We start from the raw sequence: 14077 nt of genomic DNA, 5'->3' as shown, positions 1-14077 counted from the left end.
AGCGCGCACGGCGCTCGGAGCGCTCCCATGATCTGGGAGCGCTCCCATGGTGCCGATCACCGCGCCGGACGTCCAGAGTCTGTGGCGCGGCTCCCGCGGTGGTCTCCCCGACTCGTCCCCGTGACCCGGGTCCCGTCGGCGATACTGATCACCGTCGACACGGACACCACGACCGGAAGCACGAGCCGTCACGCCACCCGGCACGACCCGAGAAAGCAGACCCCCTTGTTCCAGGAGACCCCGATCTACAGCCGCCTCGTCGCCGAGCGGGGCGACATCCCCACGCAGGTGAGGGGCGAGGCCGACCGCATACTCCGCGAGCTGGAATCCGTGATGCGCGTCGCTTCCGGCGGCCCGTTGTCCGGTCTGCCCGCACCGCAGCACTTCCCCCGCCCGGCACGCTGACCGCCGGCCCGTTCGGCCCCCGAAGCAGCGCAGCGCCGCGCACCCGCGCGCCGTGACGATCCGGCCGGGCCGACTGCCCCGGGCGCGGCGGTCGCCGTCGGGCACCGGGACACCGGCCTTTCGCTCCGGGCGGGCCGCCCCGGGGAGCGGGCGGGGCCCCGGAGCGGCCCGGGCCCGCGCGGACGCCGGTGGTCAGAGCGTCTCGCCGGGGGCCAGATAGCGGTAGCCGCTGTCGGTCTCCTGCGCGAGCCAGCCGTTGACGCTCGCGAGGCCGCGCTCGTTGAGCTGCGCGTCGTGGATCGCGAACGCCCTTCGCGGTGCGACCGCCTCGACGAATCCGATCACTTCCGCCGTCTTCACCCACGACCCGTGCACCGGGACCAGCAGCGTCTCGACCGGCTGTTCGGGGACGTGCAGGGAATCCCCGGGGTGGTAGACGGCGTCGTCCACGAGGTAGCCGAGGTTGGCGCAGTCCGGCAGGTCGCCGTGGACGAGCGCGTGCCGGCCGCCCACCGCCCGGATCCGGAACCCGGCGGCCTCGAACTCCGTCCCGGACGAGACGCGGACGACCTCCTCGAGCCGCGGTATGTCCGCCCCGACGGGGGCGTGGACCGGCACGCCGAGCCCGGCGAGCCGCAGGGCGTCGACGTGATCGGCGTGCTCATGGGTCACCAGCACGGCGTCGGCGCCGTCCAGGGCCTGCGGCTCGCTCCACGTCCCGGGGTCGATGACCAGTACCCGGCCGTCCTGTTCGAGCCGCACACACGCGTGGGTGTACCTCGTGATCCGCATGGCGTCGCAACGTACCGCATCCGCGCAGCCGCGTGTGCGCCGGCCGCTGAGGCGCACGGGTGCGGTGCGGGCGCGGGCGAACTTCCGGGCGGTGCGGATCGTTGGGGCGGCGACGGGGGCATTCCGGGAAGCGACGCTCAGGGGAGTCATGGTGACCGATCTCGCGGACTCGATCGAATCGATGCGGCAACTGGCCACGGTGTGGCGGGCCATGGTGCTCGACCGGGACGCCGGCGCGGACGTGCGGGACCTCCCCGGCATCGCCGTCCGCTGGGCCGACAGCCGCTTCGCGTTCTGGAACTGCGTCACGCTGACCGACGTGGGGGCGGACCCGGCGCTCGCGGAACGGCGGCTGGCGCAGGCCGCGGACATCATGCGGGCGAAGCGCCGGCCGGGCTTCCTGTGGGTCTTCGAGGACCTCCTCGACGGTGAGGCCCGCGCCGGACTGACGGCGGCGGCCGAACGCGCGGGCCTCGCCTACGCCTTCCCCGGCACCGGCATGGCCGGGGACATGCTCCCGCTCCCCGAACCGGCCCACCCGGACCTCACCTTCGTCCGGGTGCGCACCGACGAGCAGTTGCGCGCCTACGCGGACCTCAACTCGCGTGCCTACGGCTTTCCCCTGGAACACGGGCGGGACGGCCTCGTCGGCTCGACGCTGTGGAAGAACGACGTGTACGCCTATCTGGGGGTGCGCGGCGACGAACCGGTGACCTGCGCGGCCACCGTCGAGGCGGAGGGCCGGCTCTTCGTCGCGCTCGTCGCCACGGATCCCCGGTGGGAACGCCGGGGCTACGGCGAGGCGGTGACGCGCAAGGCCCTCCACGAGGGCGCCCGGGCCACCGGGCTGACCCGCGCCACCCTGCACGCGACGGCCGCCGGAGCACCCGTCTACCCGCGCATCGGCTTCCGGCCGAACTCGCCGCTGCACTTCTTCGCCCTGCGCTGACCGCGGCCCCCGTTCCGGCGAACCGCTACAGCGCCCGCGCGACGAGCAGGGCCACGTCGTCGTGGTCGTCGGGGTGGCGCAGGCCGTACAGCAGCAGGTCGCAGGTCTCCTCCAGGGGCCGCTCGGGCTCGTCGAGGAACGTCAGGAGCGTGTTCAGGCGGTCGTCGATGGCGTGCTGCCGGGTCTCGACGAGGCCGTCGGTGTAGAGCACGAGCAGGTCCCCGGGGCCCAGCTCGGCCGTGGTGGTCTCGAACGTGACGCCGCCGACGCCGAGCGGGGCTCCCGTGGGCAGTTCGAGGAGGGAGGGGGCTCGGCCGGGCCGGGCCAGCGCGGGCGGCAGGTGGCCCGCGTTGGCCATGCGGCACCGCCGCGTGTGGGGGTCGAACACGGCGTACAGGCACGTGACGATGTAGTGCTCCAGATCGCAGGTGATCTTGTCCAGGTGCTGGAGCACCTCGCCCGGGTCCAGGTCCAGGTCCGCGTACGCGCACGTCGCGGTGCGCAGCCGGCCCATCGTGGCGGCGGCGTCGATGCCGTTGCCCATGACGTCACCGACGACCAGCGCGGTCTTGTCGCCGTTCAGCGGTATGACGTCGTACCAGTCGCCGCCGACCTCGCTGGTGGCCTGCGCCGGCTGGTAGCGGGAGGCTAGGTCCAGACCGGTGTGGTGCGGCGGATGGTCGGGCAGCAGACTGCGCTGGAGGGTCAGCGCGGTGTTGCGCACGCTCTGGAACCAGCGGGCGTTGTCGATGGCCACCGCCGCCCGGCTGGCCAGCTCGCCGGCCAGGACGACGTCGTCCTCGTCGAAGGGGGCCGGGTTGCGGGTGCGCTTGAGGTCGAGGGCGCCCAGCACCTCGCCGTGGGCGATCAGCGGCACCGCCAGGTAGGAGTGGACTCCCGCGCGCGCCAGCAGCGCGGACGCGTCCGCGTCGCGGGCGATGCGCGGCAGGTCCTGTTCGCCGACGTGCCGCACCAGGATCGGCCGGCCGGTGTGCACGCAGAGGGTGACCAGCCGGTCGCCCTCGTACGAGGCGAGGTCGCCGGGCGGATCGGCGGCGTGCAGGGCCACCGTGGGGTGGGCCGCCTTGAGGGCGAGGGCGCGGAACAGCTCCGGGCCGTTGTCCGGGGTGCGCATGCGGCGGCAGGCCAGGGCGGAGTCGAGGACGTCCACGGCGACCACGTCGGCCAGCTCGGGGCTGGCGATCTCGGCCAGCTCATTGGCCGTCCGCTCCACCTCCAGTGAGGTGCCGACCCGGGTGGAGGCGTCGGCGATCAGCGCGAGGCGGCGCCGGGCCCGGTCGGCCTCGGCCGCGGCCCGGTGCCGTTCCGTGACGTCGACGACCGAGGTGGCCGCGCCCAGCACCCGCCCGCCGGGGTCCTCCAGACGGTAGAACGACAGCGACCAGGCCCGCTCGCGCTCGGGGTCGGACCGGGGCCGGCCCACGTGGTACTGGTCGAGCAGCGGTGTGCCCGTGGTGAGGACCTGGCGCAGCGCGGACTCCACCGTGTCGACGTCCGGGAACGGCAGGGTCTCCCTCAGGTGGCGGCCGATGTGGTCCTCGGCCGGGATGCCGTCGATCCGCTCCAGAGCCGGGTTGACCAGCAGGTAGCGCAGGTCCGGGTCGAGGAGGGCGAGACCGATCGGGGACTGGTTGATCAGCCGCTCGCACAGCGCCAGGTCGGTCTCGACGCGCTGCAGCAGCGTGTGGTCCGCGGCGAGCCCCAGGGCGTAGACGTCGCCGAGGTCGTCGAGCAGCCGCATGTTGCGGAACTCCATCAGGCGGGTGCTGCCGTCCTTGTGCCGCACGGGGAAGGCGCCGGCCCAGCTGCGGCCCGTCTCCAGGACCTCCGTGAACAGCTTGACGACCGCCTGCAGGTGCTCGGGGTGGATGATCAGCCGTGCCGCGGGCGTTCCGAGGGCCTCCTCCGCGGAGTAGCCGAAGAGGTCCTCGGCCTGCGGGGTCCAGAACACGATGCGCCCGTCCGTGTCGAGGACCAGCGCGGCCACGCTGAGCACGTCCAGGAGACTGGTCCGCCCCCGCGGGCCGGGGCTGAAGAGGTCACCGTCGGACGGGAACGATTCGGCTGTCATCCCTGAGCCTCCTCCGCCGGCCGGCGGGGCAGCACCGGACCGGCCTCCGCCGGCAGCCGCGCCGTCGCGGGCCGTCGGCCCTTCCATGCTCCCTCCGGCCCGGCGCCTTGCCCAGTCACGACGGGAACACCATCGTCGGCCGCCGCGCTGACCTGCGGCGACGCACACAGCCCGGCCCTCACGGGACCCGGCCCTCGCGGAACCGGGCCCGCGGGCGCGGGGCGGGGCCGTGCGGGGCCGGGCCCTGCGCGTCCGGTTCCCGCGCGTCCGGTTCCTGCGCGTCCGGTTCCTGCCCGTCCGGGGGGCGACATCCCGCACCGGCGACCGCGAGTGCGTCCCGCACTGCGCGCACGGGCAGCGGCAGCGGCGGGCCGTGGCCCGGTCCCTCCCCGCCGGCTTTCCGACCCCGCCCGGGACCCGCGCCCGGCGACGGGGAGCCGTCCGCTGCCGGGCCCGGCAGCGGGCCGCGCCGTCCCTGCGGGCACGCGACGGCGCGGTGCCCGGCAGCCCACCGGACACCGCGCCGCGCCTCTCACCTGCCGGACGGCACGTGCGAGCTCAGCACGGTCACACCGGCGTCGCGAACCGCTCCCACACGCGGTGCTTCCCCAGCAGGCGGACGATCTCGTCCAGCGTGGCGGTGGGGGAGTCGGTGAGGACCACGCCGGGGGCGTCCACGGGTACGCCCGCCGCCTCCAGGGCGACCTCGCCGCCCGCCCAGGCGCCGATGGCCTTGCCGTGCCGGAACGCCTCCGTCAGCAGCAGCCGCACCCGCGGGTCGCAGGTGGTCGGCTCCACGGAGGACGGCGTGGACTTGGCGTCCCGGGCGGTGTAGGCGTCGCTGCCCACACCGGGGATGCCGGCCAGCAGGATGGCGTCGAACTCGACCGACCGCGCCGTGACGTACGTGCGCTGCACGGTCACCCCGCCGTCGCCGGAACCGAGCGTGCCGCCCTTCGGCGCGACGACCAGCGGCACCATGCCCGCGTTCAGCACGGCCTCGCGCACCGCACGGACGCTCTCCAGGTCGCCGTCCGCGCCGGTGACGATGCCGACGATCCGCCCGTCGACCGGCCAGGTCCCGCCCACCTGGGACAGCGCCGGGCTCGGCGCGACGTCGGCGAGCGGCACGGTCGGCGCCGGGGCGGGCAGCCCCAGTCCCTGGGCGACCTGCTCGCACAGCTCGGGGTCGATGTTGGCGAGCACCTGCAACTGCCGTTCCTTGACGGACTGTTCGTAGCACTTGCCGAGTTCGAAGACGTACGCGCCGATGATGTGCTCGCGTTCCACCGGCGTCATGCTCAGCCAGAACCGGCGCGGCTGGCTGAAGTGGTCCGCGAAGGACTCCGGTGCCTCGCGCACCTTCGTCGACTCGGGGACGCGCACGGGCGTCTCGACGAACGCCCCGGTGCCCGCGCCGGCCATGAAGGGGCAGCCCCCGTCGAGCGAGTTCGGCCGGTACGGGGCGACACCCCGGTGGACCGCCGTCTGGTGCATGCCGTCGCGCTGCATGTCGTTGACCGGAGCGTGCGGCCGGTTGATGGGCAGCTGCGGGAAGTTGGGGCCGCCGAGCCGGGTGATCTGGGTGTCGAGGTAGGAGAACAGGCGGCCCGCCAGCAGCGGGTCGTCGGTGATGTCGATGCCCGGGACCAGATGGCCGACATGGAACGCGACCTGCTCGGTCTCCGCGAAGAAGTTCGACGGGTTGCGGTTCAGGGTGAGCAGCCCGATCGGCTGCACCGGCGCCAGTTCCTCGGGGACGATGTTCGTGGGGTCCAGCAGGTCGATGCCCTCGAACGTCTGCTCCGGGGTGTCGGGGAACGTCTGGATGCCCAGCTCCCACTGCGGGTACGCGCCCGCCTCGATGGCGTCGGCGAGGTCCCGGCGGTGGAAGTCGGGGTCCACCCCGCTGGTGATCTGCGCCTCTTCCCACACCTGGGAGTGCACCCCGAGCTTCGGCTTCCAGTGGAACTTCACCAGCGTCGTACCGCCGTCGGCGTTCACCAGCCGGAAGGTGTGGACACCGAAGCCCTCCATCATCCGGTACGAGCGCGGGATGCCCCGGTCGGACATGTTCCACAGCGTGTGGTGGGCGGCCTCGGTGTGCAGGCTGACGAAGTCCCAGAAGGTGTCGTGCGCGCTCTGCGCCTGCGGGATCTCCCGGTCCGGGTGCGGCTTGCCGGCGTGGATGACGTCCGGGAACTTGATCGCGTCCTGGATGAAGAAGACCGGAATGTTGTTGCCGACCAGGTCGAAGACACCCTCGCTGGTGTAGAACTTGGTCGCGAAGCCCCGGGTGTCGCGCACGGTGTCCGCCGAACCGCGCGACCCCAGCACCGTGGAGAAGCGCACGAACACCGGCGTCTCCACGTCCTTGGCGAGGAACGCCGCCTTGGTCACGGAGGCCGCCGTGCCGTAGCTCTGGAAGACCCCGTGCGCCGCCGCGCCCCGGGCGTGCACCACCCGCTCCGGGATGCGCTCGTGGTCGAAGTGCATGATCTTCTCGCGCAGGTGGTGGTCCTGCAGCAGCACCGGCCCGCGCGGCCCCGCCTTGAGCGAGTGGTCGGTGTCGTGGAGCCGCGTCCCCTGGGCCGTCGTCAGGTAGGCCCCGGACTGGGCCGTCACCGCCTGGTCCGCGCCGGTCGGCTGCCCGGTCGGCGACACGGTCTCCGGGCCGCTCTGGTCCGGCTTGGGCGGCAGCGGCTCCCTCGGCTCGGTGGGTTCGGCGACCGGCGGCGACTCGGCACCCGGCTTGCCGGGGATCCCCTCCGCCGGGCCGCCGTCGCCCTGCAAGCTGTCGGCGACCTTGTGGGCGACCCGCTTCAGGGGATTGGCCTCGCTCATACGTCCTGCTCCTTGGGCTCATGTCGTTGCGTACCGCCCCGGGGGGCGCGCACAGCGGGTACCCCCGTCCGGGCGGATCACCTCGGTGCCGTGGCCGGGTGCGGTGTGATCAGGACAGGGGGCGCGTGACGGGCGCACGCCGCCGGGACGGCTCCGGCTCCGCCGGACGCCGGGCCGGTCGTCTCGCCGTCGTGCGCGTCCTCCCGGCGGTGCCCCTTCCCGCCCGCGGCCTTGCCCGTCCGGCCTGACCGCGCTGGGCCCGGGCCGCGACCTGACGCACCGCGCCGGGCGCCCACGCGCGGGTACGGCGGCCGCGGCCGGCGTCTCCCGGGCGACCCCACCGTCCGGCGCGGGCGACCGTCGGCGCACGGCGCGGGTGACCGCCATCGTCCGGCGCGGGCGACCACCGCCGTCCACCAGGAAGGCGCGGATGCCTCGCGGCACGGCCCACCAGCAAGGCGCGATGCCGTCCGCGCCCGGCGCCGGCTCGCCGCACCGCTCATCCGCCCCATGTGCGGTCCCTGCCGTGCGGGGCGGCACTCGGTCAGGAATGGAGAAGCGCCGGGCCGGGCCGCGCCCCTAGCCTGATCTTCATGGACATCACCATCCACACGACCGCCCTCCCGCACGACGACCCGGACGCCTCCCTGGCCTTCTACCGCGACGCGCTCGGCTTCGAGGTCCGCAGCGATGTCGGACAGGGCAGGATGCGCTGGATCACGGTCGGTCCTCCCGGCCAGCCCGGCACCTCCATCCTGCTGGCGCCGCCGGCCGCCGACCCCGGGATCACCGAGGCGGAACGCCGCACCATCACCGAGATGATGGCCAAGGGCACCTACGGCTGGATCCTCCTGGCCACCCGGGACCTGGACGGCACGTTCGAGAAGGTGCAGGCCCATGACGTCGAGGTCGTCCAGGAACCCACCGAACAGCCGTACGACATCCGCGACTGCGCGTTCCGTGACCCGGCGGGCAACCTGGTCCGCATCCAGGAGCTCCGCTGAGCCGCCGGCGCCCCGGCCCGCGCCGAGCACGCCGCCCACCCACCAGCCATCGCCGCCAGGGAGTCCCCCATGTGCCACCCCTCGTGGGGCCGCGCACGCGCCGCCGCGCAGCGTCTCACCGACCTCGCGCGACTGCGCCGCATCCGTGACCGGATCGACCGGGAGTACGCGAAGCCGCTCGACGTCGAGGCGCTCGCCCGGGACGCGGACCTGCCCGCCGGGCAGCTCGGCCGCCAGTTCCGGCTCGCGTACGGCATGTCGCCATACGCGTACCTGACGGCGCGCCGCATCGAGCGCGCCACGGTCTTGCTGCGGGGCGGCGCCCTCGGTGTCGGCGAGGTCCGCCACACGGTCGGCTGCCCGACACCGGGCATCTTCGACACCCGCTTCACCCGACTGGCCGGCATGCCGCCCGGCGAGTACCGGCGGCAGGCCGCGGGCGTCCCCCGCTCCCGCGTGACGGCGGCCACGGAGCCGTCCTCCGTCTGATCCGGCCGGCGAACGGCACGTCAGGGACGTGAAGGACCCCCACCGATGGGCGGTGCGCGGCGCGCCGGAGCGGGATGGCAGGGTGGGCCCATGCCTCTGTACGAAGAACGGCTCGGCGTTCCGAGAGCCTGGTTCTGGCTCGCCGTCATGCTCGGCGTGATGACCGCGGCCGTACTGCTTCCCTTCGGCCCGGCGATCGCCGCGGGCGGCGGCGCGGCGACAGGAGCGGCGGCGGCCGGGGTGCTGCGCGCCTACGGCGGCGTGCGCATCGTGGTGACCGGCGGCGAACTGCTCGCGGGCCCGATGCGCCTGCCGCTCCGCTCCCTCGGGCTCGCCGAGATCCTGGACGCCGAGGAGGCGTTCCTGTGGCGCACCCGGCGCGCCGATGTGCGCGCGCTGATGCTGCTGCGCGGCTACGTCCCCACCGCCCTGCGGATCCAGCTCCACGACCCCGACCGCGTCGCGCCGTACCTCTACCTGTCCACGCGGCAGCCGACCACCCTCCTCGCCGTCCTCGCGTTCGCCCGCCGCGCGCAGTCGCCCGGCGGCATGGAGGTCGGCTGACCGCCGACCGGCGGTGCCGGGCGGCGGGGGCCGGACCCTAGTCGGCCGCCTGCCGCCAGGCCTCCTCCCGTTCGCCGTGGAGCCGCGCCGCGGGTCCGCCCCCGGCCGCGGGTGCCGCCCGCCCGGCGCCCGGCGCCGGCCGTTCCCGGAGCGGGTGCCACAGCCGGCTCAGTGCCAGGGGCACGCCGATGACGGGCACGAGCCACACGGTGACGTACAGCCGGTCCAGTTCGACCGCGAGCGGGTGCGCCGCGGCCGTGGCGAAGCCGGTCGCCCCCACGGCGATCACGCACAGGGCGACCGGCACCGAACGCCGCCACACACCCCACGCGCCCACCGCGAGCAGGAACAGCAGGAGCGGGGCGAGGGCCTCCTTCTGCAGCCACTGCCACCAGTAGTGGTGGTTGAGCCGGAGGAGGGCCTGCCAGGGGTCCGCGATCTCGGGCCGGGTCCAGTGGAGCGTGAAGGTGTCCTGGAGCGAGTCCGTGGTGCCGGGCAGGTCCAGGAGCTCGCCGCCGACCAGCGTGGCCAGGGTGCCGCCCGCCGACAGCCCGGCGAGCCACCGGGTTCCGCGGTGCCGGGCCCGGCGGACCAGGAGCAGTGCGGCCGCCGCGGCGGCCGCCAGGAACAGCGCCACCAGCAGGAACGTCGAGTACCTGACGGCGAGTCCGCCGGCCAGGGCGCCGGTGAACAGCGCGGCGCCCGGCCGCACGCGGCCGTGCAGCAGCCACACCGCGGCGAGCAGCAGCGCGGCGGTCAGCGCGAGTGCCGGGCCCTCGGCCAGCGGTCGGCCGCCCCAGGAGGCGAGCGGCGTCACGTAGCACAGGGCCTGGCCGAGCAGCGCGGCCGGGGGCGGCGCGCGCAGCGTGCGCAGCAGCAGGAGCACGAGGTATCCGGCGAGCGCGGTGCACAGCAGCGCGACCAGCGTGAGTCCGGCCTTGGCGCCGAGGAGTGCCACGAACGGCGCCGCCACGAAAGGATATCCGGGCCGGGTGCGGAAGATCCGCTCGTACCGGGGGTCGGTGGGTTCCAGCCCGTGCGCGTACTTCCGCTCGCACCGGGCCGCGTAGGCGGCCTCCCGGCCGGGTTCCCGGTACCTCAGCTGGTCGAGCATCCGGTTGCGGTGGACCAGCCGGGCCGTGTCCGCGCAGTAGGCGGCGACCGCCTTGCGGGTCGCGTCGGACGGGGGATCGCCGAGGAACTCGTGGGCCTGACGGGCGTAGCGATAGGAGTCGTTGGAGAAACGGGTCGCCGGATAGCCGAAGACGTGCAGCAGGACGAAGGCGGCGGCGAGGATCGCCGGAAGGGCCCGCGGCAGCCGGCGGCGCCGTTCGCCGCGCGGCAGGCCGGAACCGGGAGGGCAGGCGGTCACCTCACCAGCCTCCGCCGGAACCGGCGAGTCCTCCACTCCGAAACACCCGAACCGCTGCCGCCGCCCCGGACGGGTGGTGGTAGCGGCCAGGATCTGTCCGCATGGCCGGGGGAGCGGGCCGGCCCGCCGGGTGAACCTGGGTCGCGGCGCATGCTCGACAGGCCGGTGCGCCGAGCAAAGGAGCACGGCGCATGAGCTACCGCGTGGAAGCGATCACCCGTGAGGAACACCTGGCCTTCGCCACGGCCCGTCCCTCGGTGAGCCATATGCAGGTCCCCTCGTGGGGGGACGTGAAGCCGGACTGGCGGGCCCTGAGCCTCGGCTGGCTGGACGAGGAGGGCCGCGTCGCCGGGGCCGGGCTGGTGTTGCTGCGGCCCCTGCCGAAGCTGAGACGGTACCTGGCCTACCTGCCCGAGGGCCCCGTCATCGACTGGACCGCGGCCGGCCTGGAGCAGTGGCTCCGGCCGATGCTCGCGTACCTGAGGCAGCACGGTGCCTTCTCGGTGCGGATGGGGCCGCCCGTCGTCGCCCGCCGCTGGAGCGCCGAGGCGGTCAAGGCGGGGATCGCCGATCCGCGGGCCCGGCGGCTGCGCGACGTGGCGCCCACCTCCCAGGAGCCGCAGGCCGCGGGCGTCGCGGACCGGCTGCGCCGGATGGGCTGGCGGCGGAGCGGACCGGGCGGCCGGGACGGCTTCGCCGCGGGCCAGCCGCGCCACGTCTTCCAGGTCCCCCTCGCGGGACGGACCCGCGACGAGCTGCGGCAAGGCCTCAGCGGGCAGTGGCGGCGCAACGTCGGGAAGGCCGAGAAGGCCGGCGTCAAGGTGGTCCAGGGCGGCTACGAGGACCTGCCCGTCTTCCACGGCCTCTACGCCGAGACCGCCGAACGGGACCGTTTCGTCCCCCGCCCGCTGCCCTACTTCCAGCGGATGTGGACCGCGCTGCGCGCCGAGGACGCCGGCCGCATCCGCCTCTACCTGGCCCACCACGACGGCGAGGTGCTCGCGGCCGCCACGATGCTGACCGTCGGCGAGCACGTCTGGTACTCCTACGGCGCCTCCACCGCCCGCAGACGCGAGGTGCGGCCGAGCAACGCCCTCCAGTGGCGCATGATGTGCGACGCCCACGAGGGCGGCGCGGCCGTCTACGACCTGCGCGGCATCACGGACACCCTGGCGGACGACGACCCCCTGCTGGGGCTGCTCCGCTTCAAGGCCGGCACCGGCGGCGAGGCCGTCGAACACCTCGGCGAGTGGGAGTACCCCCTCAACAGGGTCCTGCACGGGGCGCTCGGCCTGTATCTGTCCCGGCGCTGACCCCGCCGTCACCCGCGCCGGCGTGCCGAAGCGCGCGGCGCACCGTGCGCGGACCGGGCGCCCGTACGGCGGTGGCGCCGGCCGGCCGCCGCCACCTCATCCCGGGCTGACCGGTTCGGACGCCAGGGCCAGCCCGAAGAGCGAACCCGCCGCGGCGGCGAGCCCGCTCGCGCACGCGGCGGCCGCCCCCGCCGGCACCGCCGTCCGCCGCAGCGCGCCCGACACGGCGTCCTCCAAAAGGGCGAACCGGGCGACGAGCAGCCAGGGTCCCGCCGTGCCGGACCGGTCGTGCCCGGCCACCGCGGTCAGCACCTCGTGGGCGCGCCGCTGCAGCTCCGCGAGGGGCTGCCAGGGGTCGGCCTGCCGCCCGGTCGACCGCGGGTCGGCCAGCAACTCGCGCAGCCGCCGGCCGAGATCCGCGTGCCAGGCCGCCAGCGCTCCCGCCGGCTCCGCGTGGAGGCCGTCGAGACACATCCGCAGGGCGGCCGCGCCCGCCGCGACCCCTACCGGCGCCGGACGCCGCTCGGCGGCCCGCGGCGCGGCCGGCCGCGCGTTCACCCCCAGGTAGCCGCGTAGGACGACGGGCATGACCTCGGCGGGCGGCGGTTCCGTGGGGTCGGCGGGCAGCAGCGCCGCGCGCACGGGGGTCAGACAGTGCGCGGCCTGCTCGGCGGCCGCACGGCAAGCGTGGTCGGTGGGCACGGGACGTTCCGCTCCCTTCGCCGGTCTCCGCGGCTCGGCTCGGCCGGGTGTCCCGGAACACGGCGGCCACCGGCGCCCGGTTCACCTCCGGCGCGCCCGAATCGGCGAGGCGGAGCCCGGACCGGTGAACGACGCGCAGACTGGCGGGGGAGGGGCCGAGGTCAGGAGCGCGGCGGCGTCCGCTCCCGCTCGGCGCGGGACCGCGCGGGTACGGCCGTACGGCCCATCGCGGCCGCCAGTTTGCGCAGCCGGCGCCAGTCCAGCCGGGGCGGCGGGTCGGGGACGCCGGGCCGTTCACGGGGCACGCGGACACGCAGCACGCGGCGCTCGACGCGGCAGCGCACCGGCGTGGGCAGGAGCACGGCCTCGCCGTCGACACCGGCCTCCAGCTCCGCGACGTCGGCGTCGACGACCACTTCGTGCGAGGTCGTGGTGCCCAGGGCCCGCGGGTCCAGGAGCAGTTCGGCGGCACCGACGGCGCTGTCCACCTTCACGGCGACGACGCCGAGCCGCCCGGAGTCCAGCCGCGCGCGCCGGCCGAAGCCGAACGGGTCGTCCATGCGGTACGGGTTGTTGCTGACCAGGACGGCCTGCGGATCGGTGACGGTCGTCCGGCCGATCCGCGCCGTCAGCCGCGGCCCGCGCTGCCGGGTGAGCAGCTCGGGCAGCAGGTTCAGCGCCGTGCCCACCTTGTCGTCGCGGTAGCCCGGGCTCTGCACGACCGTTCCGTACACCCCGAACGAGGCGTTGTTGACGAACGGACGGTCGCCCGCGAAACACAGGTCCACGCGGACCTCGACGCCGTCGGTGAGCGCGTCCAGGCAGGCGGCCGGGTCGTCGCGGTCCAGGCCCAGGTCCATCGCGAAGTGGTTGCGGGTGCCGGCCGCGATCACCAGGAAGGGCAGGCCGTGCTCCGCGGCCACGGCGGCGACCAGGGCCTGGGTGCCGTCGCCGCCACCGACGCCGAGCAGGTCGGCGCCGTCCGCGACCGCCGCCCGGGCCAGGGCGACCACGTCCTGCTCCGCCTCCGCGTCGAGCACGACGACCCGCGCCCCCAGCCGCTCCGCCTTCTCCCGCAGCGCGAACCGCTCGACCTTGCCCCCGCCGGAGCGCGGGTTGAGCAGCACGAAGGGGCGCCGCGGCGGCGGGGTGCGGTACTCCTTGACCCGGGCGGACCGCAGACCCGTGGTGCGCAGCGCGTACCGGCCGCTCCACACGGCCGCCGACCACAGCAGCCCGGACACCGCCACGACCCACAGCAGGTTCGCCCGCGCGAACAGCGTGAGGACCACGCACGGGACGAGCAGCGCCAGCGTGGCGGCGGCCATCCGCACGACACCTCGCCGCGACAGCGTCCACCACAGCGCGGCCACCGTGACGGCGAGCCCCGCGAACCCGGCGACCAGCAGCATCACCCCGCCGACGCCGCCCTCGACGAGCGGCAGCGCCAACGCCGCGAGGGCGGCCACCAGTGCCGCTCGCGCCGCCCACGCCTGCCCGCGGTGCGCCCGCGGTGTCACCGCCCGTCCCTGCCCTGCCACCTGTCTCCTC

At 75.1% G+C, this 14077-nt stretch carries 12 protein-coding genes; 6 read left to right on the top strand and 6 right to left on the bottom strand.

From position 1 onward, the window contains the following. The first annotated feature begins 120 nt into the window (after nucleotides 1–120). Nucleotides 121–405, top strand: coding sequence for a hypothetical protein (locus SGLAU_RS36900; protein WP_412556211.1), 285 nt, complete (start codon nucleotides 121–123; stop codon nucleotides 403–405). A gap of 192 nt (nucleotides 406–597) precedes the next feature. Here SGLAU_RS36900 and SGLAU_RS02215 read toward each other — a convergent pair whose 3' ends face one another. After that, nucleotides 598–1197, bottom strand: coding sequence for an MBL fold metallo-hydrolase (locus SGLAU_RS02215; protein WP_043497849.1), 600 nt, complete (start codon nucleotides 1195–1197; stop codon nucleotides 598–600). Nucleotides 1198–1348: 151 nt separating this feature from the next. On the opposite strand from SGLAU_RS02215, the gene SGLAU_RS02210 reads away from it, so the two are divergent. Beyond that, complete coding sequence (locus SGLAU_RS02210; protein ID WP_043506171.1) at nucleotides 1349–2146, top strand: GNAT family N-acetyltransferase; 798 nt, start codon at nucleotides 1349–1351, stop codon at nucleotides 2144–2146. 25 nt (nucleotides 2147–2171) lie between these two features. Here the strand turns inward: SGLAU_RS02210 and SGLAU_RS02205 are convergent, their stop codons facing one another. Beyond that, entirely contained in the window at nucleotides 2172–4238 is a 2067-nt protein-coding gene (locus SGLAU_RS02205) for a SpoIIE family protein phosphatase (RefSeq protein ID WP_043497848.1), read from the bottom strand. A 567-nt stretch (nucleotides 4239–4805) separates the two neighbouring features. After that, complete coding sequence (locus tag SGLAU_RS02200) at nucleotides 4806–7082, bottom strand: catalase (RefSeq protein ID WP_043497845.1); 2277 nt, start codon at nucleotides 7080–7082, stop codon at nucleotides 4806–4808. 593 nt (nucleotides 7083–7675) lie between these two features. On the opposite strand from SGLAU_RS02200, the gene SGLAU_RS02195 reads away from it, so the two are divergent. From SGLAU_RS02195 to SGLAU_RS02185, 3 genes are all read left to right on the top strand, one after another. After that, on the top strand, nucleotides 7676–8086 hold the full coding sequence (locus SGLAU_RS02195; RefSeq protein WP_043497843.1) for a VOC family protein: 411 nt from the start codon (nucleotides 7676–7678) through the stop codon (nucleotides 8084–8086). A gap of 69 nt (nucleotides 8087–8155) precedes the next feature. Continuing rightward, nucleotides 8156–8575, top strand: coding sequence for a helix-turn-helix transcriptional regulator (locus SGLAU_RS02190; protein ID WP_043497842.1), 420 nt, complete (start codon nucleotides 8156–8158; stop codon nucleotides 8573–8575). 90 nt (nucleotides 8576–8665) lie between these two features. Further along, nucleotides 8666–9139 (top strand): DUF3093 domain-containing protein, encoded by a 474-nt coding sequence (locus SGLAU_RS02185; RefSeq protein WP_043497840.1) that lies wholly within the window; start codon nucleotides 8666–8668, stop codon nucleotides 9137–9139. A gap of 37 nt (nucleotides 9140–9176) precedes the next feature. Here SGLAU_RS02185 and SGLAU_RS02180 read toward each other — a convergent pair whose 3' ends face one another. Next, nucleotides 9177–10511 (bottom strand): hypothetical protein, encoded by a 1335-nt coding sequence (locus SGLAU_RS02180; RefSeq protein WP_052413575.1) that lies wholly within the window; start codon nucleotides 10509–10511, stop codon nucleotides 9177–9179. 191 nt (nucleotides 10512–10702) lie between these two features. On the opposite strand from SGLAU_RS02180, the gene SGLAU_RS02175 reads away from it, so the two are divergent. Continuing rightward, complete coding sequence (locus SGLAU_RS02175) at nucleotides 10703–11824, top strand: lipid II:glycine glycyltransferase FemX (RefSeq protein ID WP_043497838.1); 1122 nt, start codon at nucleotides 10703–10705, stop codon at nucleotides 11822–11824. Between the two features lie 96 nt (nucleotides 11825–11920). Here the strand turns inward: SGLAU_RS02175 and SGLAU_RS02170 are convergent, their stop codons facing one another. After that, complete coding sequence (locus tag SGLAU_RS02170) at nucleotides 11921–12526, bottom strand: hypothetical protein (protein ID WP_043497836.1); 606 nt, start codon at nucleotides 12524–12526, stop codon at nucleotides 11921–11923. A gap of 161 nt (nucleotides 12527–12687) precedes the next feature. Further along, on the bottom strand, nucleotides 12688–14067 hold the full coding sequence (locus SGLAU_RS02165) for a diacylglycerol/lipid kinase family protein (RefSeq protein WP_244315161.1): 1380 nt from the start codon (nucleotides 14065–14067) through the stop codon (nucleotides 12688–12690). Nucleotides 14068–14077: the final 10 nt, after the last annotated feature.

Source organism: Streptomyces glaucescens (genome assembly GCF_000761215.1).
GTDB classification, from domain to species: domain Bacteria; phylum Actinomycetota; class Actinomycetes; order Streptomycetales; family Streptomycetaceae; genus Streptomyces; species Streptomyces glaucescens_B.
This window is presented reverse-complemented; position numbering and strand designations above follow the sequence as displayed.

What these genes read in the sequence shown, in the direction of transcription:
- SGLAU_RS02205 (WP_043497848.1), bottom strand. Translation starts at nt 4,238, where the DNA reads ATGACAGCCGAATCGTTCCCGTCCGACGGTGACCTCTTCAGCCCCGGC.
- SGLAU_RS02185 (WP_043497840.1), top strand. Translation starts at nt 8,666, where the DNA reads ATGCCTCTGTACGAAGAACGGCTCGGCGTTCCGAGAGCCTGGTTCTGG.
- SGLAU_RS02215 (WP_043497849.1), bottom strand. Translation starts at nt 1,197, where the DNA reads ATGCGGATCACGAGGTACACCCACGCGTGTGTGCGGCTCGAACAGGAC.
- SGLAU_RS02190 (WP_043497842.1), top strand. Translation starts at nt 8,156, where the DNA reads ATGTGCCACCCCTCGTGGGGCCGCGCACGCGCCGCCGCGCAGCGTCTC.
- SGLAU_RS02200 (WP_043497845.1), bottom strand. Translation starts at nt 7,082, where the DNA reads ATGAGCGAGGCCAATCCCCTGAAGCGGGTCGCCCACAAGGTCGCCGAC.
- SGLAU_RS02175 (WP_043497838.1), top strand. Translation starts at nt 10,703, where the DNA reads ATGAGCTACCGCGTGGAAGCGATCACCCGTGAGGAACACCTGGCCTTC.
- SGLAU_RS02195 (WP_043497843.1), top strand. Translation starts at nt 7,676, where the DNA reads ATGGACATCACCATCCACACGACCGCCCTCCCGCACGACGACCCGGAC.